Annotated in this window: 22 protein-coding genes, 1 tRNA gene and 2 pseudogenes; 7 read left to right on the top strand and 18 right to left on the bottom strand. The window is 64.1% G+C overall.

Annotated features, from left to right (window positions below):
* The 3 genes from H9529_RS05815 to H9529_RS05825 all read right to left on the bottom strand — a co-directional run bounded on the left by H9529_RS05815 (nt 1) and on the right by H9529_RS05825 (nt 1,772).
* Nucleotides 1-540 carry a GNAT family N-acetyltransferase gene (locus tag H9529_RS05815; protein WP_092890871.1) on the bottom strand — a complete coding sequence of 180 codons (540 nt, stop codon included), beginning with the start codon at nt 538-540 and terminating at the stop codon, nt 1-3.
* 290 nt (nt 541-830) lie between these two features.
* A complete protein-coding gene (gene rpmA, locus H9529_RS05820; protein WP_092890873.1) occupies nt 831-1,100 on the bottom strand; it encodes a 50S ribosomal protein L27 in 270 nt (89 codons plus the stop codon).
* Between the two features lie 6 nt (nt 1,101-1,106).
* Nucleotides 1,107-1,772, bottom strand: coding sequence for a 50S ribosomal protein L21 (locus H9529_RS05825; protein WP_092890875.1), 666 nt, complete (start codon nt 1,770-1,772; stop codon nt 1,107-1,109).
* 465 nt (nt 1,773-2,237) lie between these two features.
* Between H9529_RS05825 and H9529_RS05830 the strand changes: the two genes are divergently transcribed.
* Nucleotides 2,238-2,438, top strand: coding sequence for a hypothetical protein (locus H9529_RS05830; protein WP_092890877.1), 201 nt, complete (start codon nt 2,238-2,240; stop codon nt 2,436-2,438).
* 493 nt (nt 2,439-2,931) lie between these two features.
* Here the strand turns inward: H9529_RS05830 and H9529_RS05835 are convergent.
* From H9529_RS05835 to H9529_RS05875, 9 genes and pseudogenes are all read right to left on the bottom strand, one after another.
* Nucleotides 2,932-3,006 (bottom strand) — tRNA-Gly (locus H9529_RS05835).
* A gap of 399 nt (nt 3,007-3,405) precedes the next feature.
* The gene (mraY, locus tag H9529_RS05840; RefSeq protein WP_092890879.1) at nt 3,406-4,491 is read right to left on the bottom strand and encodes a phospho-N-acetylmuramoyl-pentapeptide-transferase; all 1,086 of its coding nucleotides are present in this window, start codon (nt 4,489-4,491) and stop codon (nt 3,406-3,408) included.
* Nucleotides 4,492-4,507: 16 nt separating this feature from the next.
* The gene (locus H9529_RS05845; RefSeq protein WP_176847199.1) at nt 4,508-5,953 is read right to left on the bottom strand and encodes a UDP-N-acetylmuramoyl-tripeptide--D-alanyl-D-alanine ligase; all 1,446 of its coding nucleotides are present in this window, start codon (nt 5,951-5,953) and stop codon (nt 4,508-4,510) included.
* Between the two features lie 2 nt (nt 5,954-5,955).
* Nucleotides 5,956-7,446, bottom strand: a complete 1,491-nt coding sequence (locus tag H9529_RS05850) for a UDP-N-acetylmuramoyl-L-alanyl-D-glutamate--2,6-diaminopimelate ligase (protein ID WP_092891098.1) — start codon at nt 7,444-7,446, stop codon at nt 5,956-5,958.
* A gap of 25 nt (nt 7,447-7,471) precedes the next feature.
* Entirely contained in the window at nt 7,472-9,262 is a 1,791-nt protein-coding gene (locus tag H9529_RS05855; RefSeq protein WP_092890883.1) for a peptidoglycan D,D-transpeptidase FtsI family protein, read from the bottom strand.
* A gap of 311 nt (nt 9,263-9,573) precedes the next feature.
* Nucleotides 9,574-9,855: pseudogene (gene ftsL, locus H9529_RS21325) on the bottom strand (cell division protein FtsL); the annotation flags it as partial.
* Nucleotides 9,855-10,862: a 16S rRNA (cytosine(1402)-N(4))-methyltransferase RsmH gene (gene rsmH / locus H9529_RS05865; RefSeq protein WP_092891100.1), complete on the bottom strand. Its 1,008-nt coding sequence runs from the start codon at nt 10,860-10,862 to the stop codon at nt 9,855-9,857. The pseudogene ftsL and the gene rsmH, both read right to left, overlap by 1 nt.
* Nucleotides 10,863-10,888: 26 nt before the next feature.
* Complete coding sequence (mraZ, locus tag H9529_RS05870) at nt 10,889-11,395, bottom strand: division/cell wall cluster transcriptional repressor MraZ (protein ID WP_092890885.1); 507 nt, start codon at nt 11,393-11,395, stop codon at nt 10,889-10,891.
* Between the two features lie 868 nt (nt 11,396-12,263).
* The gene (locus tag H9529_RS05875) at nt 12,264-13,361 is read right to left on the bottom strand and encodes an Mrp/NBP35 family ATP-binding protein (protein WP_092890887.1); all 1,098 of its coding nucleotides are present in this window, start codon (nt 13,359-13,361) and stop codon (nt 12,264-12,266) included.
* Between the two features lie 349 nt (nt 13,362-13,710).
* Here H9529_RS05875 and H9529_RS05880 point away from each other — a divergent pair, with 349 nt between their 5' ends.
* Together H9529_RS05880 and H9529_RS05885 are read left to right on the top strand one after the other, a co-directional pair.
* On the top strand, nt 13,711-13,923 hold the full coding sequence (locus H9529_RS05880) for a DUF1127 domain-containing protein (RefSeq protein WP_223814309.1): 213 nt from the start codon (nt 13,711-13,713) through the stop codon (nt 13,921-13,923).
* Nucleotides 13,924-14,625: 702 nt separating this feature from the next.
* Entirely contained in the window at nt 14,626-14,946 is a 321-nt protein-coding gene (locus H9529_RS05885; protein ID WP_223814310.1) for an arsenate reductase family protein, read from the top strand.
* 224 nt (nt 14,947-15,170) lie between these two features.
* On the opposite strand, the gene H9529_RS05890 is transcribed toward H9529_RS05885, so the two are convergent.
* Nucleotides 15,171-15,377 carry a cold-shock protein gene (locus tag H9529_RS05890; RefSeq protein WP_092890891.1) on the bottom strand — a complete coding sequence of 69 codons (207 nt, stop codon included), beginning with the start codon at nt 15,375-15,377 and terminating at the stop codon, nt 15,171-15,173.
* Between the two features lie 244 nt (nt 15,378-15,621).
* On the opposite strand from H9529_RS05890, the gene H9529_RS05895 reads away from it, so the two are divergent.
* The 3 genes from H9529_RS05895 (at nt 15,622) to H9529_RS05905 (ending at nt 18,491) form a co-directional block, all read left to right on the top strand.
* Nucleotides 15,622-15,978: a hypothetical protein gene (locus H9529_RS05895; RefSeq protein ID WP_092890893.1), complete on the top strand. Its 357-nt coding sequence runs from the start codon at nt 15,622-15,624 to the stop codon at nt 15,976-15,978.
* Nucleotides 15,979-16,285: 307 nt separating this feature from the next.
* Nucleotides 16,286-17,623, top strand: coding sequence for a DEAD/DEAH box helicase (locus H9529_RS05900; protein ID WP_092890895.1), 1,338 nt, complete (start codon nt 16,286-16,288; stop codon nt 17,621-17,623).
* 253 nt (nt 17,624-17,876) lie between these two features.
* A complete protein-coding gene (locus H9529_RS05905) occupies nt 17,877-18,491 on the top strand; it encodes a thymidine kinase (RefSeq protein WP_092890897.1) in 615 nt (204 codons plus the stop codon).
* Between the two features lie 156 nt (nt 18,492-18,647).
* On the opposite strand, the gene H9529_RS05910 is transcribed toward H9529_RS05905, so the two are convergent.
* Nucleotides 18,648-19,070 (bottom strand): VOC family protein, encoded by a 423-nt coding sequence (locus H9529_RS05910; RefSeq protein WP_092890899.1) that lies wholly within the window; start codon nt 19,068-19,070, stop codon nt 18,648-18,650.
* 57 nt (nt 19,071-19,127) lie between these two features.
* On the opposite strand from H9529_RS05910, the gene thyX reads away from it, so the two are divergent.
* Nucleotides 19,128-20,036, top strand: a complete 909-nt coding sequence (gene thyX / locus H9529_RS05915; protein ID WP_092890901.1) for an FAD-dependent thymidylate synthase — start codon at nt 19,128-19,130, stop codon at nt 20,034-20,036.
* Between the two features lie 152 nt (nt 20,037-20,188).
* Here thyX and H9529_RS05920 read toward each other — a convergent pair whose 3' ends face one another.
* The 4 genes and pseudogenes from H9529_RS05920 to H9529_RS05935 form a co-directional block, all read right to left on the bottom strand.
* The gene (locus tag H9529_RS05920; RefSeq protein WP_092891104.1) at nt 20,189-22,393 is read right to left on the bottom strand and encodes a 3'-5' exonuclease; all 2,205 of its coding nucleotides are present in this window, start codon (nt 22,391-22,393) and stop codon (nt 20,189-20,191) included.
* A gap of 97 nt (nt 22,394-22,490) precedes the next feature.
* Nucleotides 22,491-22,865, bottom strand: a pseudogene (locus H9529_RS05925) (response regulator transcription factor); the annotation flags it as partial.
* A gap of 6 nt (nt 22,866-22,871) precedes the next feature.
* Nucleotides 22,872-23,396 (bottom strand): hypothetical protein, encoded by a 525-nt coding sequence (locus H9529_RS05930; RefSeq protein WP_092890905.1) that lies wholly within the window; start codon nt 23,394-23,396, stop codon nt 22,872-22,874.
* A 9-nt stretch (nt 23,397-23,405) separates the two neighbouring features.
* Nucleotides 23,406-25,229, bottom strand: coding sequence for a DUF294 nucleotidyltransferase-like domain-containing protein (locus tag H9529_RS05935; RefSeq protein WP_092890907.1), 1,824 nt, complete (start codon nt 25,227-25,229; stop codon nt 23,406-23,408).
* Nucleotides 25,230-25,282: the final 53 nt, after the last annotated feature.

The following is a 25,282-nucleotide window of genomic DNA, read 5'->3' on the forward strand; positions in this document are numbered from 1 at the left end:
TCAGACCTTGTGGATGTAAGTCCAGGTCGGCACAGCCTTGCCGCGGGCCACCGAAAACGCCTCGGCATCGCCAAGGTACTGGAAGCCGCAGTTCGTGAGCACCCGCGCGGAAATCGCGTTGTCCTGAAAGACCTCGGCAAACAGCGTCGTCGCATCATGCGGATTGGCCTTGACCAGCGCGGACACAGCCTCAGAGGCGAAGCCGGTGTTCCAGAAGGCGGGCGCGACCCAATAGCCGATCTGGCTTTGCCCCCGATCCAGCGGTTTGAGCGAGATCAGCCCAATAACCTCGGCCGAGCCGTGGCGCTGCCCATCCATCACCCAGATGTCTTCATCGCGTTTACGGGCAATTGCCTGGGACACGAAAGCCTCGGTCGCGCCGGGGGGCAGTGGGTGCGGGATGGACCGCGTCCCCTCGGCCACGCGCCGGTCGGCGGTGTAAAATGACAGGAGGCCCGCGTCCGATCTGCGCAGCGGCCTTAGCGTCAGCCGGTCGGTCTCGATCGTGGCCTGATCGGAAATCTTGGTATCCACAGTCATCCTTCCCTCCTCCAACAGCGCGGCGGGCGGGCCCGCTGCGCGTCCTATTCAAACTGTCGTCGGCTACCGTCGCCCTGAACAACCCCGCGCCACGTTCTGCCTACGCGAAAACTATGGCAAAAGGGTGAAAGCAACCCGGCCCGCGCAGCACGCGCGACAATGAGTTGTGATCAGGGTTTGCAGGGCTGCAATGCCCCGCGCCAATGCCGCCCGGCCAGATCCCTTTCAGAATGCAAAAAGGGCCGGCACGGATGCCGACCCTTTGGTACAAACCTGCACGGGGTTCGGCGCTATTCAGCGGCCTCCATCACCGGGAGAACCGACACGAAGCTGCGGCCCTTGAGACCCTTCGTGAAGGTAACAAGCCCTTCCGAGGTCGCGAAAATGGTGTGGTCACGGCCCATGCCGACGCCAGCACCCGGGAAATGTTTGGTCCCGCGCTGACGCACGATGATATTGCCCGGAATCGCGGTCTGCCCACCATAGAGTTTAACGCCCAGACGGCGACCGGCAGAATCGCGACCGTTGCGGGATGAACCGCCTGCTTTCTTGTGTGCCATAAGGTGTTACTCCTTTTCAGCGGCGAAACCGGCGGCTTGTTCAAGCCATCCGTCACGCTCAATCCGGCCCTTGAACGACAATTGGTCATTCATATAGGCGATTTCTTCTTCAGTCCATGCGGCGATCTGGTCAAAATGGAAAACCCCATTTTTGTGCAGCAGCGCTTCGAGCTTCGGCCCCACGCCCGAAATCTTCTTCAGATCATCGGGTTGGCCATCGCGGGCCTCGGTCAGCAGGTTGGCAGGCTTTACGCCCGTCAGATTTGCCACAGGCGCAGTCTGGGTCGGTGCAGCCGTAACCGCAAAGCCCGATACGGAACCCGTACCGACCGCAACCTTGACGCCGGTCGCATCCGCGCCCGATGCCAGAATATCGGTTACCCGCACAAGCGTCAACTTCTGGCGGTGGCCTTTCGTGCGCTGGCTGCTGTGTTTCCGCCGGCGCTTCACGAAGTGAATCACCTTGTCAGCCTTGATCTGGTCGATCACTTCAGCCTGTACGGCGGCGCCATCAATCATGGGCGCGCCGATGACAGGCGCGTCGCCGCCCAGCATCAGAATATCGTTGAACTGGACTTTTTCACCAGCTTGCGCGGCAATGCGCTCCACGCGCAGTACGTCGCCCGCCTGCACGCGGTATTGCTTACCGCCAGTTTTGAGGACCGCAAACATCGGTCATTTCCTTCCATCGTTGCCGCGTCCTGTGGTCCCTGACCGCTGGGTCAGGAGTTGCGCCGCAAGGGCACCAGTGAACAGCGTCCCCCGCCGATCGGGGGCTTCATAGAATGCCGAACCCGAAAACAGGGCCAGCAATCGCGCCTTATTCAACGGCAAGGGCTTAAAGTCAAGGTCCTGCGACGACTCGGCGCTGCTAAAAAAACCGCCAGGAAAAACCTGTGGGCGATACCTGATGTCAAAAAACCCGCACAACTTCCACGTTACCGCATGAAACCGGAAATGCCGTTTTCCCGCCCCAACTTTTTCGCAATCTGGCTGTTAATATATCTGCAATGAATTGGGAACATGCTAACGTCAGTGACTGCCGCGGGGAAACTGGGAAGGACTCACCGCAACAGGCAGACGCCGATGGAGGGGATTTGCGATCAAACTGAAGGAAATTCAGCGAGATACGCTTTTATGAACGGCAACAGCCAGGGAAGGCCGCTTGAAATGTCGATGAACAGCAATTTGTGCGCCGCGGAACAGACTGCATTCACAATGGCACCTGCGGGTGTACGCGCGGAAGATGCAAGCCTGCCTCACGGCTGGTGGATCGTTCCGGCGATGCTGTCCGGGATTGGGTGCTGGGTCATGATCGCCCGCCTGCTGATCGGCTGACCGCACGCCGGGTCACGTACGTATGCATCATGACGCCGGGCGGCACCCGTTCGCAGGCTGTGCAGGCCGCCCGGTTTTGTTCCATTATCTCCGCCTTGCGCGGCCTTGTTCCGCGGTGTGACGTTGCCGTGTGGTGAACCGGAGGCGCAGGGGTCCCGCAATGGGCGCAAAACGCGGTTCCAAGTGCGCTATCGGTACGGCTTTAATGAGACTTGCCGCAGGTCGGATTGTCCGGGGCCTGATGCCTTACGTTCAAGTCTACTTGTCCTGAGATGGAGCGACGAATCTGTCCGGAAGATGCGCCCCGCAGATGCACACAGTCAGGCGCGTGCTCGGGCGCGCGTCAGGCGCACAGATTGCCGAAGATAGCGCCTACCCTATGCCGATCCGGCCGGAGAGCGCACCGCCGATCATGATCCGCGTTCCTGCATCCTGAAAATGAAAAAGACCGCCAAGGCGGTCTTTATTCAAGCCATGAGGTATCTGGCTATATTGGAGCGGGCGAGGCGATTCGAACGCCCGACCCTAACCTTGGCAAGGTTATGCTCTACCCCTGAGCTACGCCCGCTTCCTTGCCACGCGATGTACAAAGTCCGGTGAACGGCTGCAAGGGCGAAATGCCGATTCATGACAAAAAAGTTGCGCGTCGGGTGCGGGGGCAATCACAGGATGCCGGCCTTGGGTGGCCGGGTGCCGCCCGCATCGGACCCGGCATGTTGAAGTGCATCGGATATGGCGTTGACGCGCGCGCATCCCGAGCATGGCATAACAACTCAGCGGGGAAGCGCACCGGAAGCGGCGTGCAGTGCCCTGTTGACGACATAGAAGCCCGGGAATGAACGTGCCACGCCCGCCGCGACCGATAATCCGCGTGCACCGGGCCGCATCTGGTCATCCAGGCCTGCGCCCCTTCGGGCCCGGTCAGTGCATGCCCGCAGATACCACGCCCAGCAACCGAAAGGCGGTTTCAGCGCAGTTTCAGCGTCGCAAGCCCGATCAGCGCCAGAATAAGGCTGATGATCCAGAAGCGAATGACGATCTGCGGCTCAGCCCAGCCCTTTTTCTCAAAATGATGGTGAATCGGCGCCATCAGAAACACGCGCTTTCCCGTGCGTTTGAAATAAAGCACTTGGATGATGACGCTCATGGTCTCGACAACGAAGAGCCCCCCGACGATGCCCAGCACGATCTCATGCTTCGTGGCCACCGCAATCGCGCCCAAAGCACCACCCAGCGCCAATGATCCGGTGTCGCCCATGAAGACGGCGGCGGGCGGGGCATTATACCACAAAAAGCCCAACCCCCCCCCGGCAAGAGCGGCGGTGAAAATCAAAAGCTCCCCGGTGCCCGGCACATAATGCACATCCAGATAATCCGTGAAGTCGACGCGCCCCACCGCATAGGCGATCACGCCCAAAGTGCTGGCCGCGATCATCACCGGCATGATGGCCAGCCCGTCCAGCCCATCGGTCAGGTTGACCGAATTGGCCGCCCCCACGATGACGAACATCGCAAACGGGACGAACAGCCAGCCCATGTCGATCAGCACATTCTTGAACACCGGGACGGCCAGTTGCCCGGTCAGCGCCTCGGGATGGGCATACATCGCAGCCACGGCGGCCAGCGCGCTGATAATCAAGCCCGCCAGCAGCCGCATCCGGCCTGACACGCCCTTGTGGTTGCCCTTCGACACCTTGGCAAAGTCATCGGCAAAGCCGATCAGCCCGAAGCCCACAGTGACCAGCAACACGATCCAGACATACGGATTGTCCAGCCGCGCCCAGAGCAGCGTGGAAACCACCAGCGCCGACAGAATCAGCAGGCCGCCCATGGTCGGCGTGCCCTTCTTCGTGATCAGGTGCGATTCCGGTCCGTCCTCGCGGATCGGCTGGCCAGCCGACTGGCGGCGGCGCAGCAGGTTGATCAATGGGCGACCGAACACGAACCCGAAGATCAGCGCCGTGAAAAATGCCGCCCCCGCCCGGAAGGTGATATAGCGAAACAGGTTGAACACAGTCGCGCTGTCGGAAAATTCGGTCAGCCAGAACAGCATGGGCAAGGGTCCTTGGTTATTCGGAAACGTCCGCTTGGCCCAGATTGCGCAGGGCGTCAACCACCCGTGCTGCGCGGGTCCCCTTGGACCCTTTGACCAGCACGATATCGCCGGGCCGTACCAGTTTGTGCGCGATCTCGCCCAACTCATCCGCAGCAGTGACATGGTGGCCACGCCGGTCCTCGGGCAGGCGGTCATAGAGGTGACGCATCATCGGCCCGATACAATGCACCGTATGCAGCGCGGCCATCGCGGTATGGTCGGCCAGCCCAGCGTGCAGCGCGGTCGCGGTGTCACCCAGTTCCAGCATGTCACCCAGTACAGCGATGCGCCGTCCAGTCCGCCCCGAAGGGTCGGTGCCGGGCTTCAGTTGCGCAAGAAGGTCCAGCGCGGCGCCAGTCGATGTCGGGTTGGCGTTATAGGCATCGTCGATCAGGGTGAAGCTGTAGCGCTCTACCGGGTCGATCAGGATGCGTTCGCGCTTTCCCCGACCCGCTGGCGGGGTCCAGTGGCCCAGGTCCTGCGCACAGATCGCGAGGTCGAGGCTCAGCGCCTGCGCCACCGCCAGACAACCCAGCGCGTTCAGGGCGAAATGCGCCCCCGCGCCCGGCAGCCGCACGTTCAACGCCAGGCCGCCCACCGACGCCTCCAGCACCGCGCCTGCCTCGGACTGATGCAGGGCGATCAGTTGCGCAATCTGCGTGTCGCCCTGTGCACCCTCGCGGCCAAAGGCCAATGGGGAATGCGCCGCCGCCGCCCGGGCCAGCACCGGGGTGGTTTCCAGCCCCAGCGGGTAGATCGCCACGCCGTCCGGCGTCAGCCCGTCAAAAACCGATGCTTTCTCGACCGCGATACCGTCCAGATCAGCGAAAGCTTCCAGATGAGCGGCGGCAATGGTGGTAATCAGGGCGACATGCGGGCGGGCAAGGCGGGCCAGCGGCGCGATCTCGCCGGGGTGGTTCATCCCGATCTCGACCACCGCAAAGTCGCAATCGGCAGGCATGCGGGCCAGCGTGATGGGCACGCCCCAGTGATTGTTGAAACTGCCTTCAGCCACATGCGCCCGGCCCTGCCCCGACAGCATGTCGCGCAGCATTTCCTTGGTCGAGGTCTTCCCAACCGATCCGGTCACCGCGATAATCTTCGCCTGCGCGCGCGCCCGGCCCGCCGCCCCCAGCGCGGTCAGCCCCGCCAGCACATCGGGCACAACGATCAGCGGCGCATCCGGCCCGACCCCGTCGGGAATGCGCGACACCATCGCCCCCGCCGCCCCCTTCGACAGGGCCTGTGCGACGAAGTCATGCCCATCGCGCTGATCAGTCAGCGCGATGAACAGATCACCCGGCGCAAGGCTGCGCGTGTCGATGGAAATGCCGGTGGCCGCCCAATCGGTCCCGAAGGCGCCGATCACGTCGCCGCCTGTGGCGGTGGCAACATCGGCAGCAGTCCACAAAACCGGCAGGGTCATCGGGCGCTCTCCAATGCCTCAACGGCGACGCTGGCCTGTTCCACGTCGTCAAACGGGTAGACAGTGTCACCAACGATCTGCCCGGTCTCATGCCCCTTGCCCGCGATCAACAGGGCATCACCGGGTTGCAGCGCGTCGACCGCGCGCAAAATCGCCTCGGCCCGGTCGGGCACCTCGACGGCGGCGGGACAGGCGGCCATGATTGCCGCGCGGATCTCGGCGGGGTCCTCGGACCGCGGGTTGTCATCAGTCACAAACGCTAGGTCGGCGCATTCCGCAGCCGCCTGCCCCATCAGCGGGCGCTTGCCACGGTCCCGGTCGCCACCCGCACCAAAGACGACAATCAGCCGCCCCATGACATGCGGGCGCAGCGCGGTCAGCGCGATGCGCAGCGCGTCAGGCGTGTGAGCGTAATCCACGAAGACCGGCGCGCTGTTGGCGCGCGTGGCGGCCAGTTCCATGCGCCCACGCACGCCCGTCAGATAGGGCAACGCGCGAATCGCGGCCAGGTCGTCGCCGCCCGTGGCCAGCACCAGTCCCAGCGCCACCAGCACGTTCAGCCCCTGAAACCCGCCGATCAGCGGCAACGAGACCTGATGCGGCCGGCCGTCCCATTCAAAGCGCAGGTCCTGCCCCCGGTCATCAAAGCGTTGGCTGAGCAGACGCAGGTCGCAGCGGTCATCTTGCCCCACGGTCAGCACCGCCTGCCCGCGGTCAATCGCGATCTCGGCCATATCGGCGCCGCGCGGATCATCCATGTTGATGACCGCCACGCCGTCCTCGGACAGGACCCGGTCGAAAAGCCCGGCCTTGGCGTCGAAATAGGCGTCGAAATCTGCGTGGTAATCCAGGTGGTCCTGGCTGAAATTGGTGAAGGCCGCCGCTGCCAGACGCACCCCGTCCAGTCGCCGCTGCGCCAGCCCGTGGCTTGATGCCTCCATTGCGGCATGTGTTACGCCCGCCGCGGCCATATCGGCCAGGGTGCGGTGCAGCGTGATGGGTTCGGGGGTGGTGTGGGACATGGGCGCACTGAACGCACCCTCGACCCCGGTGGTGCCCATATTCGCGGCCTCCAACCCCATCTGCGCCCAGATCTGCCGTGTGAAATTGGCGACCGACGTCTTGCCGTTGGTCCCCGTCACGGCGACGACCATGGCGGGCTGCGCGCCAAACCACAGCGCGGCACAATACGACAGCGCCATGCGCGGATCTTCGGCCACGACAAGTGCGGCATCCGACGCGGCCAGTTCCGCCGCAGCAATCGCGGCGCCTTCGCGGTCGGTCAGCACCGCCGCAGCCCCCATGCGAAGGGCGTATTTGATGAACGCACCGCCGTGCAGGCGGCTGCCGGGCAGCGCCGCGAACAGATGCCCGGGCTTGACCACGCGGCTGTCCACCGACAGGCCTGTCACCGCGACCTCCCTGCCATTGACGGACCGCAGGCCCAGCGCGGCGAGTGATTCCTGTTTCTGCTCTGCCTTACCCATCTTGCCCCCGAAGCCCATCCGGCGCCTATCGGACCGCTGATAGACTATTTTGCATCGCGGTTTCAATCTCCGTCGCCGACAGGGGCGACATGCCCATCAGAGGCGCCACGCGGCGGATGATCTCGGCACCCACCGGCACGGCGGTCCAGCCTGCGGTGCGGCGCGGCTCGGACCCCGTGGTCTCGACAGGCTCGTCCATGGTGACGATCAAAACGAAGCGGGGGTCATTGCTGGGAAACACGCTGGCAAATGTGGCGATCACACGATCTTCATAGTAGCCCCCGCGTGGATCGGGTTTGTCGGCGGTGCCGGTCTTGCCGCCCACCGCATAGCCCGGAACGCGGGCGAAACTGGCAGTGCCTTCCTCAACCACAGCGCGCAGCATCACGCGCACCTGGTCCGAAGTCAGCTGCGAGATCACCTGCTCACCCCGCTGCGGGCCCGATTGCCGCAACAACGTCGGCGTGATGCGCGTGCCGCCATTGACCAGGCTCGAATAGGCGGCGGCCAGTTGCACCGGGCTGGTGGACAGGCCGTGGCCATAGGAAATCGTCATCGTGGCCAGTTCCGACCAATTGTCGGAAAATTGCGGATGGGCGCGCACCGCTTCGGCCAGTTCCACCCCGGAAGGTGCGAGCATGCCAAGCTTTTCAAGGAACGCGCGCTGACGTTCCGCCCCCATGCGCTGCGCCAGCCGCGCGGTGCCGATGTTCGAGGATTTGACCATGATCCTGGTCACCGAAAGCTCGTTGCCGTAATTTCGGAAATCACGGATGCTGAAGCGGCCCCAGCGCAGCGGGCCGCGAATGTCGATCACGGTTTCAGGCTGCACTTCACCCGAATCCAGCGCTTGCGCGACCGTCAGCGTCTTCATCACCGAGCCGAGTTCATAATATCCCTGCACCGCACGATTGAACAACGGGCTGTCGGCCGGTTCGCCTTGGGTGGGCGGCGCGGGGCGGCTGTTGGGATCGAAATCGGGCAATGAGACCATGGCCATCACTTCGCCGGTGTGGACATCCATCATCACCGCAGTAGCGCCCTTGGCATTCAGCGTGCGCATGCCCGCGGCCAGCACGTCTTGCACGACCGCCTGCGCGGGCAGATCCAGCGACAGGCGCAGCGGTTCTTCCAGCCGCTCGGGGTCGCGCAGGCGGGTGTCGAAGTAATGCTCGATCCCCGCAGTGCCGATGATCTCGGCCGCGCGCACGCCCTGTTCACCAAAGGCCGCGCCGCCCAGCACATGCGCGGCAAGCCGTCCGTTGGGGTAAAGCCGCATATGACGCTGGCCGAACAGCAGCCCCGGCTCTCCGATCTCGTGCACCTGCTGTTCCTGTTCGGGTGACAGATGCGCGCGCACCCACAAAAAACTACGGTTGGGATCGGACAACTGACGCTCCAGCCGCTCGGCGTCGATATCGGGAAAGATCCGGCCCAGTTCGCGCGCCGCGCGCACCGGATCCACCATGTAGCGCATTTCGGCATAGAGCGCATTGGTCGCCAGATTGGTCGCCAGAACGCGCCCGTTGCGGTCCAGAATATCGGCGCGCCCGCCCTGGACGCCTTCGGCCAGTACCGATTGCGGCACCGCCGGGCTGGAGGCCGCCAGAAGCCCCATGCGCGCCCCGATCACGAGGAACACCGCGAGGAAGGTCACCGCCGTCAGCAACAGCCGCCCCTCGGCGCGGCGGCGGCCTGCGTCGCGCATCGCCTCATGGCGCAGGCGCAGGTTCTCACGCTCGATCGCGTCAGGGTTTTCGCCCCGGACGCGGGCCTGAAGGATGCGGGCAAGCGGGCGCAGCGGCGTGCGGATCATGGGAATTGTTCCTGTGCCTGCGGGGTTGGGACGGCGGTGGCGGAATCGTCGCTTTCGGGATCGGTCAGCACCAAGGGGCGGATGTAGGGATCTGGGTCTTCCATCAGATCAGCGGCGTCCCCGGGCGGGCGTAGCCCTTGAAAGGCGGGGGAGGGTGCGCCGGTGTTCGCAGTCGCGTCAGTGTTCGCAGTCGCATCAGTGGCGCGCGCATTTTCAGTGATGCCGGCGGCGCTGGTATCCGACCCGCTCAGCGTTTCAATCGGACCGAACACGTCAATGGCGCCGACGGTCAGGTCGGGGATGGACAATTCAGGATAGACCACCTCATCGATGCTGCCAAACTGATCGCCGAGCATCGGCAACAGGCCCAGATTGTCGAAATTCAGGTCCACCAGTCGTTGCAGCCGTTCAGGCCGCGACAGATATGCCCATTCGGCGCGCTGCACTGACATCGCCTCTTGCAGACTGTTGATTTCGCGCTTCAGGCTGCGCACTTCGGCCATGGATTGCTGGGTGTAGTGGTTTTCGCGGTAGGCCCAGAAAGCCAGCGCGATCACGCCAATCACCCCGATAGCATACAGAAATCCGCGCATTATCCTTGCCCCGTCAGGGCCAGCTTCGGCAAGCCCATCGCTGAATGATCGCTGGGCTTGGCAGGTGCTTCGGTGCGCACTGCCAGCCGCAACTTTGCCGACCGCGACCGGGGGTTTGCGTCCAATTCCACCTCATCGGGCCCGATCGCGCGGCGCGACAGCAAGGTGAAACGGGGGGCCTCGACCGCCAGTTCGGGGGCAAAGCGGTTGGCATTGCCCGCCTGCCCGGCCGCAGCCTGCAAGAAGCGCTTCACCACGCGGTCCTCAAGCGAATGAAAAGACACCACGGCCAGTTTCCCGCCGGGCTTCAACGCGCGCTCTGCCGCTTCCAGCCCCGCGATAAGCTGCGAGAATTCGGCATTCACCGCGATGCGGATCGCTTGAAAACTGCGGGTAGCCGGGTGGCTCTGCCCCGGTTTGGGGCGCGGCAGGCAGGAACTTACGATCTGCGCCAGCCGCAGGGTAGAGGTGATCGGCGCCTCGTGTCGCGCCCGCACAATCGCCCGGGCAATCCGGCGAGAGGCACGTTCCTCGCCCAGTTGAAACAAGATGTCAGCCAGCAAGCCTTCCTCGGTCTCGGCCACCAGATCAGCGGCCGAGGGGCCGGATTGCGACATCCGCATGTCCAACGGCCCATCCTTGGCAAAGGAAAAGCCCCTGTCGGCAAGGTCGAGCTGCATCGAGGATACACCAAGGTCCAGCACAACGCCGTCCAGAGACTCGCCCGCCAGCGTGTCGAGATCCGAGAAGGTGCCCGCCACCAGCCGCAGCCGGTCGCCATATTCCCCTGCCCATCCCTGCGCCATTTCCAGCGCCAGCGGGTCACGGTCGACCCCGATCACCCGGTCGGCGCCGGCGGCCAGCAGACCGCGCGCATAGCCACCCGCGCCAAACGTCCCGTCAAGCCAGGTGCCGGACACGGGCGCCACCCCCGCCAGCAGCGGGCGCAGCAGGACCGGAACATGCGGCGCGGAAACATTGGGTTCCGACGCGTCACCTGACTTCATGGGCTTGCGGGGGGCGCGGGGCGGCATCATGCCTCCTTCCGGCGCTGCGGCAACAACATGCGCGGATCGAATCCTTCGGGCTGCTGCTCCATCCAGGCATCGGCCTTGGCGATTTCCACCGCCTCATAGGTGTCGGGTTTCCAGATCTCGAAATGGTCGCCCGACGCGATGAAGAACGCCTCGGCGTCCAACGCAATCTTGTCGCGCAATTTGGCGGGCAGCACGATGCGCCCGTCCTCGTCGATCTGGGCTTCAAGGGAGTGGCCATGGTAGATGCGTTCCAGCATCTTGCGCTCGGACGAGCCGGGCTGCATCTCGTCGATCCGGTCGTCAATATCGTCAATCGCCTCAACGGTGTAACAATCCAGGCTGGATTGCGAGCTGAGGCCGTACACGATGATGAGGTTCGGGCGCTTGCCTTCAGACCAGTCAGGATCGGCCTTTTCAACCACGCGGCGGAACGTGGCGGGGATCGAGACCCTGCCCTTCGTGTCCACCTTCTGGTGAAATTCGCCTCTGAACCTGCGTGCCACGGATTGCGGCCCTTTGTTGCTGTCCTGCGCCCCGCATCAGTTGCGGATTAAAAAAGCGGCGGTTTGGACTGCTGCCACTGTCCAAACCGCCGCTCTCTGTCCCGTCGCGGTTTCCGCGTTATCGGTGTCCGGCGGCTTGTGCCATCTGGGGGGATGCTGCTCGCGCATCCGCCGGATCGTTATCGTCGTTCAAGGTAATGCGGGTGCCTGTATGAAACCTGCTTGGGTGCCTCTGCCGGGGTCTGTGTTGCCCCGTTTTTTGTTGCCCGATCACCTTGGAAACAGGGATGCCATGGGAAGTCGTGGGAAACAACAGGAAATATTGGGGAGAACTGGCCAGAACTTGCGGTGTTGCCGGTGGAACACAGGGATAAGTCTGGGGATAACCCCAGCGCGTCGCAAGATGTGGTGAGAACATTTGGGAACATGTCGAAATAGGCGGCACGCACGCCGTCCCGGTCCTGTCCCGTCATTTCCCAAAAAAAATCGCGTTTGTGGCGCATATGCGGCAAGTTTCGCCAGAGGCACCGCTGAATCGCCGCTTCGACCCGGCCTCACAGCCGCTTCACAGCCGCCTCACGCCCGGTTGATTCGGCGCGACGAAGGGCGTGACCATGAAATCCCATTCTGAGTTCGTCAGGCGGAGGCCCCCATCCCAGCGCGGGTGTCTCCATTACAGAGACGGGAATGGGGGAAACGCCGGGGCCATACGCGCGCGCCCGGTTGATTCGGCGCGACGAAGGGCGTGACCATGAAATCCCATTCTGAGTTCGTCAGGCGGAGGCCCCCATCCCAGCGCGGGTGTCTCCATTACAGAGACGGGAATGGGGGAAACGCCGGGGCCATACGCGCGCGCCCGGCGTCTTGTTTAAAACCCGCTGTCGATCAACCGCCGCGCCATGCGGCGGTAAGCATCCGCCACCGGGCTGTCGGTTGCCGCGACCGGGATGCCGCCATCCCCGGCCAACCGAACCTCGACGCTCAGCGGCAGCGCGCCCAGAAACGGCAGATCCAGCCGCGTGGCCTCGGCCTGCACGCCGCCATCGCCGAAGATATGATCCTCATGCCCGCATTTGGGGCAGATATAGGTCGACATGTTCTCGACCAGCCCGACAAGCGGGGTCTTCAGCGTCTGGAAGGCCCGCAGCGCCTTGCGCGCATCCAGCAGTGCCACATCTTGCGGGGTAGACACCACAATAGCGCCGGTCACATCGAATTTGGAGCACAGCGTCAGATGGATGTCACCCGTGCCCGGCGGCATGTCGACGATCAGCACATCCAGTTCGCCCCATTCCACCTGCGTCAGCAATTGCTGCAATGCCCCCATCAGCATCGGCCCGCGCCAGATCACCGCCTCATCTTCCTTCAGCATCAGCCCGATCGAGATCATGGTGACGCCATGCGCCTGCAAAGGTACGATCCGCTTGCCATCGGGCGAGGCGGGGCGCTTCGTCACGCCCATCATGCGCGGCTGGCTGGGGCCATAGATATCGGCATCCAGCAGGCCTACGCGCCAGCCCTCACGCGCCAATGCCACCGCAAGGTTCGACGACACAGTGGATTTCCCAACCCCCCCCTTGCCAGAGCCGATCGCCAGGATGCGCTGCACCCCCGGGATGCGCTGCGGCCCCTGCCCCGCATCACCCGTCGGGTGGCGGCCAATTTTCAGTGCAGGCGCATCACCCTGCGGGGCGCTTTTGGGGGCCTGCCGTGGCGACGGACCATGCGCGGTCAGTGCCACCGACACCCGCGCCACGCCCGGCAGGGCCGCCACCGCATCATGCGCCTGCGCCCGCACGGCATCCAGCGCACGCGCTTCTTCAGGGGTTGCGCACTCGATCACGAAGCGGACGGAATCGGCGTCGATCACCAGCGCGCGCACCAGATCGCGCGCCACCAGCGACTCGCCCGAAGGAAGCTTCACCGCGTCAAGGGCGTCAAGGACCGTGGAACGATTAAGGGGCATGCATCTTCTCCGACAGGTGTTTGGGTGCCCTACAGCGTTTAGGTTTTCCCGAAGGGCAAAGCAAACGCTGCGCACGTAGAGTGGCGTCAGCGCCTGCTCCAAATGTCGTCTTTCCGGCGCGCGCGGCAAGGCACAACCGGCCACCTACCCCTGCGACAGTTCGCACGCTGCCACATTGCACGGCAGTTCGCCCTAGATATGCAGCAACAGTCCGAAATGTTTGCCATGCGGTTTCTGCATAGCAGCAATGCGAAGAAGCGGCATTGTGCATCCGCAGCATTGGGTTATGTTTGTTTCAAGCCAAAGCGGTTTGACAGAGTGAACCGCCAGACAACGGAAAGAGAATGAAATGACTGCTGTTCAAATGCAACTGACCCGCCTTCCGGTCCTGAACCGTATCGCTGCGCTTGCGACCGACCTGCGCGGTGCCTATGCGCGTCGCCGGGTGTATCAGCAAACCTACAGCGAGCTGTCGGCTTTGACCAGCCGCGAGTTGAACGATCTGGGCATTGCCCGGTCGATGATCCGCCGGTTGGCAATGGAAGCCGCTTACGGCAAATAGTTTCAAGGTTTCAGGAACCCCTTCCTCCTCCCTGGGGTTACTGAATTCGGTGGTGGCGCTCTCCTCCTCCCTGGCGCCACCACCTACAAGTTTCGGGGATGACCCCGAGAAGACACGCATCGCCCCCTCCTCCTCCCTGGGGTGATACGTCGGAAAGACACGGCGCTTCCTCCTCCCTGCGCTTATGATCTTTCTGGATTGGGCCACTGGCCCGGACATGACGCTTGTGGCCCCTTCCTCCTCCCTGGGGTCGTGTGCGAAACAGGCGGCAACTCCAACCTCCTCCCTGGAGTTGCCGCCGATCTGTCCCTCAACGCTGAAGATGCGACATGTTCCCGCGCACCAGACAGGTGATCGCGGGATTTTGCATGTCAGAGTGGCAGTTCCTTATCGGCAGACCGGGGCCTTTACACAGCCACAAGGCGGCAGCGCAGATTCGCCAGACCATGCTGGCAGCTCCAATCCGGGTACGCTGCCCAGTCCACCACCCGTAGAAGCGCAGCGCGCATCGCGGGCGTGGCGACAAAAAGCGGGGTCCTTCAAGAATCGTGGCAAACAGCAGGCGCATAATCGCGCGACTTCATCCTTGCGCCTATTTCATCAGAAGATGACGTTCCCACTGTTTCGCAACATGCTATAGCCGACGTGACGCCGAACCGGCAGTATCAGGCCACACCGGCGACATCACCGACAGGGGGACAAATGACACTGACCATCATGGGGCTGAAAACCTGCGACACCTGCCGCAAGGCGATCCGGGCGCTGCCGGACGCGACCTTCCGCGACATCCGCACCCAGCCACTGACCGCCGCAGAGCGCGCGGCGTTTTGGGAGATTTTCGGCGACAAACTGATCAACCGCGCTTCCAGCACATGGCGTAACCTGACCCCTGGGCAGCAAACCATCGCGCCGGACACGCTGCTTGCCGAACACCCGGCGCTGATGAAGCGCCCGCTGATTACCGACAGTACCACCGCCACGCTGGGCTGGACCCCGGCGCAACAGGCACAATGGCTGGACTGAAAGGGTCATGGCGCAAAACCGGCCAACGGTCTTGCGCACAAGAAACGCCCGAGCAACACGTTGGTTCGGGTCACAAGATGGCCAACACAGGCGACACGCAACCATCCAGCGAAATCACCAAAAGGCCGCGCCGCAGGGTCATGCGGCACGGCCAATTTCTAATACGGTCCGTCTGATCGTCCGGCGGCCTGATGTACGGCCCCGCGCATCGCCCGCGCCGCGTGTTACAGCAGCCGCAGATCCCCGGCCGATTCGCGCCCGTCGCGGCCTGATTGCAGCTCGTACTCGACCTTCTGGTTGTCAGCGAGACCCGTCAGCCCGGCACGCTCCACCGCCGAGATATGGACGAAGATGTCTTTGCCGCCATTGTCGGGGGCGATGAAACCATAACCTTTGGTAGTATTGAACCATTTCACGGTGCCCGTCGGCATACGCGTCTCCTTCATTTGGTGTCGTCGGCACAATTACCGCTGAGCGCGCAACCATGCCTTCCAAATATCCCGACACCAGATAGCGCAGGCGCGGTCGTCAAGAGGTCAGTCGTCACTCACCCGAAAGTCTGCCACAGCCCCGCAAAAAATCAAGCCGCTTCCCCTGCCCGCGCAACACCGATAGACCGGCCCGGGGCAGCCTTGCCCGAAACACAGGCACAGCACCGGCACACGGAGGCAGACCATGCGCAACGCAGCATTGATTTTGGGCATTATCGGCGGACTTTGGGGCATGCTGGTGGGGTTCTTCAGCTTTGGCTACACCGAACTGCACATGCGCTATGCCGAACTGGCCGAATTCACTGGCGGGGTCGAGGATGAAACGATCATCCGCGCCGCCAGCCTCGCAGCACCGATTCTGGCGATTGCAGGCGGGGCCATGGCGCGTTCGGCCAATGTCCTGGGCGGGGTCTTGCTGCTGATCTCGGCGGCGGGGATGTATTATGCCTTCGGTTTCGGGGTATTCACCATGTTCCCGATCAGCATGTGCGGGCTGGCCGGCCTGCTGGCACTGATCGCCCGGCAGCCTGACCCGCACTGAACGCAGCCGACACCATGCCGCGCCCGGCCCGCGCGCTGCGGGCGCTTGACTTATGCCCGCCAAAGCCCCATGTCTAGCGCGACCGCATCGCTGCCGCGTGAGCAGCCAAGCGCGTATGAGCCCAACCGGGCCTTTCGCGATGCCACTGAAAAAGACGCGGTCAGACCGGGGGCATCCCCCGACACCAAGGGTTCCCGTTATCACGCGTGGGGGCTGGCGTATGCAACCGTATGCGCCCCCAATGCAACCGCCCCGGCATGTTCCGGGGCCCCGGGTGCGCGCGATGCGTTACCCTTCAGGATATTATATGACCGACTTTACCATGCTGGGGTTGAACCCCGCACTTCTCAAAACTCTGTCCACCATGGGCCTGACCGAGCCGACGCCGATCCAGGCGCGCGCGATTCCCGCCGTGATGGAAGGGCGCGACATGCTGGGCCTGGCGCAGACCGGGACCGGCAAGACGCTGGCCTTCGGCCTGCCCATCCTGCACCGCCTTCTGGGTCAGGGCAAACCCGCCCCCAAGGCTGTGCGCGCGCTGATCCTTGCGCCAACGCGCGAACTGGTCAACCAGATCGCCGACAACCTGTCGGCCTTCACCCGGGGCACGCCCCTGAAGGTCGTCACGGTGGTGGGCGGTGCCTCGATCCATGTGCAGACCACCAAACTGGCACGCGGCACCGATATTCTGGTTGCCACGCCCGGCCGCCTGCTGGACCTGTTGGACCGCCGCGCGCTGACGCTGTCGGATGCACAGACCCTCGTGCTCGATGAAGCCGACCAGATGCTGGACCTGGGTTTCATCCACGCCCTGCGCAAGATCGCCCGTCTGATCCCCGAGGAACGCCAGACGTTGCTCTTCTCGGCCACGATGCCGAAACAGATGTCGGAACTTGCCGAAACCTATCTGCGTGATCCGTTGCGCGTGCAGGTTGCCCCCCCGGGCAAACCCGCCGACAAGGTGACACAGGCAGTGCATTACGTCAGCCAGGGCGACAAGGCGAAGTTGCTGCAGAAGTATCTGGCCGAGCATCCCGAAGAACTGGCGCTGGTTTTTGGCCGCACCAAGCACGGGTCGGAAAAGCTGATGAAACTGCTGGACAGCTGGGGCTTCAAGGCCGGGTCGATCCACGGCAATAAAAGCCAAAGCCAACGTGAGCGCACGCTCAAAGCCTTCCGCAACGGCGAGATCAAGGTGCTGGTGGCCACCGATGTGGCAGCGCGCGGCATCGACATCCCAGATGTGCGCCACGTTTATAACTACGATCTGCCGAATGTGCCGGAAAACTACGTCCACCGTATCGGGCGCACTGCCCGCGCCGGGGCCGATGGTCGCGCGATGGCCTTCTGCGCGCCCGCCGAGCTGGGTGAACTGCGCGCGATCGAAAAACTGCTGAAGACCACGCTTAAGGTCGAAGGCGGCGTCGTACCGCCCGCCGACACCATCATCCCCAAAAACACCCGGGGCGGTGGCCCGCGCGGTGGCGGCAAGCCGCAGGGCCGCAGCGGCGGCGGCGGTGGCGGTCAGGCGAAATCGGGCGGCAAACCCGGTGGCTTTGGCGGTGGCTTCGGTGGCGGGCAGCCGGATGCGGGCAAGGGCCAGCAGCGTCGGCGTCGGCCCGCAGGGCCGCGCAAAGCGGCCTAATCCCGCAGGGCCGCGCAAAGCGGCCTAATCCCGCAGGGCTGCGTAAAGCAGCGTAGGCCCGCAAGGCGACTGCCCCGCTGAAATCCCTCAAAATCACCCCGCGCAGGCAAGCCCTGCGCGGGGTTTTTCCGTGCATCCGCGCCCAGCATCACCGCGCCAATGAAAAGGCCAAAGCCAGCGCCCGGAGTCGGACCCAGAATCGGACCCAGAATCAGGCTTCTGCCCGGCCCGAAACCGCGCTAAACCGCCGCGCATGGCAAAGCTTTATTTCCACTATTCCACCATGAACGCGGGCAAATCGACCGCATTATTGCAGGCATCGCACAACTACCGTGAGCGGGGCATGCACACCCTGCTGATGACTGCGCAACTGGACACGCGGGCCGGACGCGGGCAAATCGCCTCGCGCATCGGAATCGCGGAACCCGCCGAGACGTTTGCCGCCGGCGATGACCTCTTCATCCGGCTAAAGTCCCTTATGGAAGCCGAACCTTGCGCCTGCATTTTCCTCGATGAGGCCCAGTTTCTGACCGAATCTCAGGTCTGGCAACTGGCCCGCGTGGTGGATGACCTGGACGTGCCGGTCATGTGCTATGGGCTGCGCGTCGATTTTCGCGGCAAACTCTTTCCCGGCTCTGCCGCCCTGCTGGCACTGGCCGATGAAATGCGCGAGGTCCGCACGATCTGCCATTGCGGGCGCAAGGCCACGATGGTGGTGCGACGCGGCCCCGACGGTCGGCCGTTGCGCGACGGCGAACAGGTGCAGATCGGCGGCAATGCGACCTATGTTTCGCTCTGTCGCCGCCATTGGCGCGAGGCGATGGACACCGCCGCCGCCCATGATGAACCAAGCTTTCCGATAGGCTGACGCGACCCCCGCCAACGCAAACGGGGCGCCGCAGCGCCCCGTCTTGTTCACAAACAATCGGCGCAGATCACGGGCCCAAATCAGCGGAAAGAACCAATCGCCCGCCCGATTTTGCCAGTGTCTTTTGCCAGTGTCATCGCCACCAAAAGCCCGGCCTTACCAGTGGCCGGTGTTTTCCATGCTTGCCCATGGCTCTTGCGACGCCAGCGCCTCACCTTCTTGCAACAGCTCGATCGAGATGTTGTCGGGCGAGCGCACGAAGGCCATGTGCCCGTCACGCGGCGGACGGTTGATGATCACGCCGTTGTCCTGCAAGTGCTGGCACAGCGCATAGATGTCCTTCACCTCATAGGCCAGATGCCCGAAATGACGGCTGTCGCCGGGCAGGCCGTCGTCGCCATCCCAGTTATAGGTCAGTTCCAGCTTTGCCTCATGCTGGCCCGGGGGCGCGAGGAAGATCAGGCTAAAGCGCCCCTTCTCGGAATCCATGCGCCGGACTTCTTCCAGCCCCAGCAGCTTGTAGAATGCCATCGACGCGTCCAGGTCTTTCACGCGGACCATTGTGTGCAGGTATTTCATTGCGGTCTCCTTTCGGGTCTATCATAACCCGTTTTGACAGAACTGCCAGAGGACGCCATGCCAATTACCCCCGAACAAGCCGCCGAAATCGACGCGCAGCGCGCCCAGCCGCAGCCCACCCTGCGGGCCACCGCCCCGGGAATCGAGGCGCATTTGTATACCGCGCTGCCGGTGCTGGACCACGGTTTCGTGCGGGTAATCGACTATATGGGCGATGACAGCGCCATCGTGCAGGCCGCGCGCGTCAGCTATGGCGCGGGCACCAAGCACGTCAGCAATGACGAAGGCCTGATCCGCTACCTGATGCGCCACTGGCATTCCACCCCGTTCGAGATGTGCGAAATCAAGCTGCATGTGAAACTGCCGATCTTCGTGGCGCGGCAATGGATACGGCACCGTACGGCGAATGTGAACGAATATTCCGCGCGCTATTCGATCATGGACCGCGAATTCTACATCCCCGCCCCCGAACAACTGGCCGCGCAATCCAGCGTGAACAACCAGGGCCGCGGTGCGGTACTGGAGGGGGCAGAGGCCGCGCGGGTCCTGGAAATTCTGAAGACGGACGCGGGCCGCAGCTATGACCATTATGAGGAAATGCTGGATCAGGACGGCAAACAGGGCCTTGCGCGCGAACTGGCGCGCATGAACCTGCCCACCAACATATATACGCAATGGTATTGGAAAACCGACCTGCACAACCTGTTCCACTTCTTGCGGCTGCGTGCAGATCCGCATGCGCAATATGAAATCCGCGTCTATGCCGAGGAAATCGCCAAGGTTGTCGCCGATTGGGTGCCCGCCGCCTATGCGGCCTTTGCCGATTATCGCATGGGGGGCGCGTCGGTTTCGGCCACCGGGCTTGACTGCCTGCGCCGCATGCTGAAGGGCGAGGCCGTGACGCAAGAGACCTCGGGCATGAGCAAGGGCGAATGGCGCGAATTCTTGGCGATGATCGAAGGCTAACGCCTGACGCATCCGCTTGCAGCGCTGCAATCTGACGAAACGCCGTCACGCTGGGCCGTAACGCCCACGGCCCAACGGCCAGAACCTGAAGGCGCGCGGGGCTGACGGGGTTGCGGGGCTGACGGGGCAGCCCCGCACGACAGCCAGCCGCCCTAGCCTTTCAGCACCACATCATCATTGAGATCGCGCAACAGCCGCCCATGGCGGCGCACCTCGGCCAGCACCTCGCCAAAGGTCCCAAGGCCCCGCGCGCGCAGCATCGGCATCAGCTTCAGGAAAGCATCCGCCGTGGCCACCGTATCGCCCAGCGCGGTATGGCGCGCCTCTTCGGGGATCGTGATGCCCAGCCGCATGGTCAGCGCATCCAGCGAATGTTCCTCCAACTGGCCGAACAGCACCGCCGACAGCAGCACCGTATCCAACACCGGATTGTCGAAGCGCACCCCCGCCGCGTCTTCATGGCGGCGCAGAAAAGCCATGTCGAATGGCGCGTTATGGGCGATCAGCACCGCACCCTTGGCAAAGCGATGGAAATCGGCGGTGACCTGCCGCACGCCCGGCGCACCGACGACCATCGCATCGGTGATGCCGTGCACCTCGGTCGAGGATGCGGGAATGGGGCGGGCTGGGTCGACCAGTGTGTCGAAAACCTCGCCCTCGACCCGCCGGCCATTGACCACGCGGACCGCGGCGATCTGTACGATCTCATCGCTCCCGGGGTTGAGGCCGGTGGTTTCGGTGTCAAAGACCACATAGGTCAGGTCGCCCAGCGGACTGTCGGCCACGGCGGCACTGCGCGCCTTTGACAGCAGGTCGAAATCATAGACCACCGCGCGGCGGATCGGCGCAGGACGCCGCCCGGCGCGGCGGACATTGCGCACCGGCATGCAGATGGCCGCCACGTCGCCCCGCGCCTCGGTCCAGCCTTCGGTGCCATGCGTCAGCAACACGCCGCGTCCGGTCAGGTCGGGGGCAGTGGGGGCCATGGGTTCGGTCAGCCACGCGTCAAAAGTGCCGACAGGCAGCGGCTTGCCGGTCCAGGTAAGGTCCAGCATCGCGCCAGGCCCATCCTCTTCCCGAAGGCGCAGTTGGAAGGCATCGCCGTACCCCTCGGCCGCCAGCCGGGCGCCCAGCCACCCCAGCAACGTCACCAGTTCGAACCCGTCGCAATTCACGATGAGGTCGGGGCTGTCAGTCTCGACCCGCAGGCCAAGCGCATCGAAACGGGCGCGCAGGCTGTCCATCAGATCCGCGCTGCGCGTCTGGTTCAACGGGCGCCAGTCGGTGCGCCCTTCATCATAGCGCGCGCCGAGTTCGGTCAGCGCAGCGGTCAGCGTGCGGATCTCGGCGATCATGGCGCGGGTCAGGTCGGCGGTCTGAGGGGGCGAATGCTGAATTGCCGTCTCCCGCAGGGTCGCGGCCCCGGCCCCGGCCTGTGTCGCCCCGCCGCCCTGCGGGGCGGCATCCCGCATCTCTTCTGCTGCCGCTCCCGTTAGCTCTGGCGCTTCAGCCAGCACGCCGATCACAGTCTGCAAATTCGCAGCAGGGCGGCGCACGCGGTCGAAGACGTCAGCCAGCAATGTCTCGCGGCTGGTATGCACAGCCATGTCGGCGGTCACATCGCGCAGCGTCAACACATACCCCGGTGCGACGCCCGCATCGGTGCGCCGCAGAACCCGCATCCGCCCCGCCAAGAGCCGCGTCGCACCCGTGGTGGCGCACAAAAGGTCGGCCGAGGGGTCGGGGTCCACGGCATCAATCAGCCGCTGATAGGCATGACGTACCGGCCCCTCGCGCAGGTAATCCAGTACATTGCGATCCAGCCCGGGGGCCGCCCCACCATCCAGCAGATCCACCGCCTGCCCATTGTAGAACACCAACTGATGATCGGCGGTGCACAGCAGCACCGCCACCGGCACATCGGCCAGCAATTTCTCCAGCCGCAATTTTTCGGACGACAGCCGGTCGGTTTCCCGCGCCACCGCATCGGCCAGCGCGCCGCGCGTGTCATGCAACGCCTGCGCCATTCCCGCCGCCGCCCCACCCAGATCGCCCAGATACCGGGCGCGGGCCGTATTCATCGGAGTGTTGACACCCGCATGGGTGCGCGCACGCAGCGACCCCGCCAGCGCATCGGCGGCGCGTGCCAGATGGGTGTCGCACCAGAACCACGCCGCCACGATCAAACCCACGATCCCGAACCCCGCCAGAAGCCCGGCCTGCACGAAGCCCGATGCATCGCCCCCCATGCGGCCCTGTACCAGCCACAGCGCGCCCGCCAGCGCCAACATGCAGCCCAGCGCCAGCGCGCCGAACAGCGCCATCAGCCGTGCACGCAACCCGGCCGGCTTAGCCATGCCAAATGCCATCCGCATCAGAGCGGCTGCGTGCGTCTTGCGGGCCGGGCTTGCTGCCGCTGGCATCCCCTTGCGCCGCCGGCGCGGCCTCACCCGACAAGATGCGCGCGACTTCGGCCCGCAACGCCTTCAACTCGAACGGTTTCGAGATGAAGCCATCCGCCCCCATGGCGATGCCCTTGCGCCGCTCCATCGCCGAGCCGCGCGCGGTCATCATCAAGATCTTCACACCGCTCAGCATGGCATCGCTGCGCACGCTCTGACAGATCTCGTAGCCGGAGACTTCGGGCAGCATCACATCCAGCAAGACCAGATCGGGACGGGTGCTGCGGATCAGGTCCACCGCGCCGGCACCCGTGGCGATCCGGGTCGGGCAATACCCCTCACGCGTCAGCAGATAATCCAGCGCAATGGCGATGTTATCCTCATCCTCAATCACCAGAATGTTGTGCGCACGGCCCGTGTCGCCCATAGCCCCTTACCCCTCTTGACCACATACAGCCTGCAAGACGGCATCCCCACGGCCGACCGGCACCCATTCGGCCCCCGTGATCGCGCCATCTTCGGCAAAGATCACCTCATCCATCAAATCGGCGCGGGCATGCGCGGCACAGTCGTATACGACTCCGAATTGTCGCATGGGTTCCCAGCGCGCCAGCAGCACGACCGCCGTCATAACCTGTTCGGGAAACTCCGGGTTGCGCCGCTCAAAGCGATGGTCCACCGCCGTGGCACGGCTGACCTGCGGCACCGCATAGGTCCAGGGGCGGTACCAGACCTGAAGCGCATTGGTCGACACCACCTCGACCCCGTCCGGCAGCGTGCCGGTCACGCGGTCGAACCACGAATATTCCGACCAGACCTGATAGCCGATCATGCCCAGCCCCGCCGCCGCAGGGACGATCCATGCAGGCAGCCGACCCGGCATCAGCTTCGTCAGCCCCAGCGCCATACCGCCCAGAACAAAGGCGGCGGCAATCGTGGCGATAAATTCAAGAAGCATTCTGGTTCCTTAGCTAAGCGTACCCCGGCCGTGACCGACCGCGGATTGCATGGTGCGCACGACGACAAACGCGTCGCGCAGATGACTGCGTTCAAAATCTGACAGGTCGGAAGGCGCAAGGAAGTTGTCCGGCCTGCGCCCCATACGGACCAGATTGGCCTGATTTTCCAGCCGCAGGGCGGCGATCAGATCGTAGGCCTCGATCAGGTCGCGCGCGCCCGACACGCTGATGACGCCCAAAGCCTCGGCCTCCAGCAGGCGGGCACGGGTGTTGGCAGGCGTCAGGCGCCCTTGCAGCGCATAGATCCGCGCCAGATCGGCCACCGGCACCACGCCGCCCAGTTTCATGTCAATGTGGTTGCGGTACTCCCCCGACCTTATGGTGGCAAAGCCGCGCAACAGACCCAGCGGCGGCGCATGTTTGAGCGAGTTTGAGACCATATGCGCCACGAAAATTCCGTTGCGCGATGCGGCCTCCAGCGTCTCGACCTGAAGGTCGCGGAAGAGGCCCGCTGCCCCCCCTATGGGCCGCAGGTCGAACATGACCGACGCCAGCATCTGCGCCTGCGGGTCAGGCGTGTCGATCCAGCCGCGAAAATAGCGCCGCCACACCCGCACCGGCTGGCACCAGCGGGGGTTGGTGGCCATCATGTCGCCGGGGCAATAGAAATATCCCGCCGCATCCAGCCCGTCGCTGACAAACCGCGCCAGCCGGTGGAAATAGGGCATGTCTTCGTCGCGCAAGGCGTCGTCGATCATGATGCAATTGTCCTGATCCGACACCCCGGTCTGTTCCTGCCGCCCCTGCGACCCGCAGGCCAGCCACAGATACGGGACCGGGGGCGGGCCGAACTCTGCCTCGGCCAGCCGCAGCAGGCGGCGGGTCACGGTGTCGGCCACATCAGTAATCAGCCGGGTGACGACCTCATGCGCCGTATGGGCACCGACCAGTTGCGCCAGCAGTTTCGGGATGCGGGCGGTGACCTTCGCCATCTCGGCCACACTTTCGGCAACTGCGGCGTCGCGCACCAGTTGGGCCGAGGAAATCGCCTGAAACCGCGTCAGGTCGGTCTGGGTGATCATGCCTTTCAGCCGCCCGTCCTCGATCACCGGCAGATGCCCGATGCGCCGCTCCAGCATCATGTGCAAGATGTCCGACCCCAGCGATTGCGGCGTCAACGTCAGCGGGTCCACGGTCATCACCGCCGACAACGGCGTGTCGGGGGACATGCCCTCGGCCAGCACCCGCGCGGTCAGGTCGCGCGTGGTCACGATGCCGACCAGCCGTTCACCTGCAACCACCGCCACGCAAGAGATATGGTGGTCGCGCATGATCCGCGCGGCCTCGGTCACGGTCTGATCGGGGGTGCAGGTCACGGGGGTGCGCGCCATCAGATCCGCCACTTTCAGCGTGGTAAGATCACCCGAGCGCGCCTCATGCCCCCGGCCCCGGCTGAAATAGCGGGTGAAGGCGGGGTAATTGGCGATCAGGTGCTTGAACTCGGCGGTGGGCAGCATCAGCAGCACCGCCTCTTCGGTCGCGCGCGCCGTGGTCACGGCCAGCCCGTCGCGCATCAACCCGCGTTCACCAAAACTGTTGCGCGGTGACAGAAGCGAGACCAACCCACCATTGGTGTCCAGGACCTCAACCGTGCCGCGTTTCACGAGGTAGACGCCTTTAAGCGGCTCGCCCACCGAATAAACCTCGGTCCCGGCGGGGAATTCCCTGCGGCTGAAGGAACCGGCGACACGCGCCAGTTCGTCGGGCGGCAGGCTGTCATAGGGGTGCACCGATTGCAAAAAGCCGATGATGGTGTTCAGCGCCTCATCCATGGGTCAGGGCCTTTCATCGGTCAGCGCGGTTGCGGTCCTCTGTCAGTGCGGCC

This window comes from Roseicitreum antarcticum, assembly GCF_014681765.1.
GTDB lineage: Bacteria > Pseudomonadota > Alphaproteobacteria > Rhodobacterales > Rhodobacteraceae > Roseicitreum > Roseicitreum antarcticum.

Excerpts from the sequence above, each read along its gene's own strand:
- mraY (WP_092890879.1), bottom strand. The coding sequence starts at position 4,491 with ATGCTGTTCTGGCTGACCGAATTTTCCGACAGCGCGACTGTGTTCAAC.
- H9529_RS05890 (WP_092890891.1), bottom strand. The coding sequence starts at position 15,377 with ATGCCGACGGGCACCGTGAAATGGTTCAATACTACCAAAGGTTATGGT.
- H9529_RS05880 (WP_223814309.1), top strand. The coding sequence starts at position 13,711 with ATGACTGCTGTTCAAATGCAACTGACCCGCCTTCCGGTCCTGAACCGT.
- H9529_RS05905 (WP_092890897.1), top strand. The coding sequence starts at position 17,877 with ATGGCAAAGCTTTATTTCCACTATTCCACCATGAACGCGGGCAAATCG.
- rpmA (WP_092890873.1), bottom strand. The coding sequence starts at position 1,100 with ATGGCACACAAGAAAGCAGGCGGTTCATCCCGCAACGGTCGCGATTCT.
- H9529_RS05875 (WP_092890887.1), bottom strand. The coding sequence starts at position 13,361 with ATGCCCCTTAATCGTTCCACGGTCCTTGACGCCCTTGACGCGGTGAAG.
- H9529_RS05850 (WP_092891098.1), bottom strand. The coding sequence starts at position 7,446 with ATGGGTAAGGCAGAGCAGAAACAGGAATCACTCGCCGCGCTGGGCCTG.
- H9529_RS05935 (WP_092890907.1), bottom strand. The coding sequence starts at position 25,229 with ATGGATGAGGCGCTGAACACCATCATCGGCTTTTTGCAATCGGTGCAC.
- rsmH (WP_092891100.1), bottom strand. The coding sequence starts at position 10,862 with ATGAAGTCAGGTGACGCGTCGGAACCCAATGTTTCCGCGCCGCATGTT.
- thyX (WP_092890901.1), top strand. The coding sequence starts at position 19,128 with ATGCCAATTACCCCCGAACAAGCCGCCGAAATCGACGCGCAGCGCGCC.
- H9529_RS05895 (WP_092890893.1), top strand. The coding sequence starts at position 15,622 with ATGCGCAACGCAGCATTGATTTTGGGCATTATCGGCGGACTTTGGGGC.
- H9529_RS05815 (WP_092890871.1), bottom strand. The coding sequence starts at position 540 with ATGACTGTGGATACCAAGATTTCCGATCAGGCCACGATCGAGACCGAC.
- H9529_RS05825 (WP_092890875.1), bottom strand. The coding sequence starts at position 1,772 with ATGTTTGCGGTCCTCAAAACTGGCGGTAAGCAATACCGCGTGCAGGCG.
- H9529_RS05830 (WP_092890877.1), top strand. The coding sequence starts at position 2,238 with ATGAACGGCAACAGCCAGGGAAGGCCGCTTGAAATGTCGATGAACAGC.
- H9529_RS05900 (WP_092890895.1), top strand. The coding sequence starts at position 16,286 with ATGACCGACTTTACCATGCTGGGGTTGAACCCCGCACTTCTCAAAACT.
- H9529_RS05930 (WP_092890905.1), bottom strand. The coding sequence starts at position 23,396 with ATGCTTCTTGAATTTATCGCCACGATTGCCGCCGCCTTTGTTCTGGGC.
- H9529_RS05885 (WP_223814310.1), top strand. The coding sequence starts at position 14,626 with ATGACACTGACCATCATGGGGCTGAAAACCTGCGACACCTGCCGCAAG.
- H9529_RS05855 (WP_092890883.1), bottom strand. The coding sequence starts at position 9,262 with ATGATCCGCACGCCGCTGCGCCCGCTTGCCCGCATCCTTCAGGCCCGC.
- H9529_RS05920 (WP_092891104.1), bottom strand. The coding sequence starts at position 22,393 with ATGGCTAAGCCGGCCGGGTTGCGTGCACGGCTGATGGCGCTGTTCGGC.
- H9529_RS05910 (WP_092890899.1), bottom strand. The coding sequence starts at position 19,070 with ATGAAATACCTGCACACAATGGTCCGCGTGAAAGACCTGGACGCGTCG.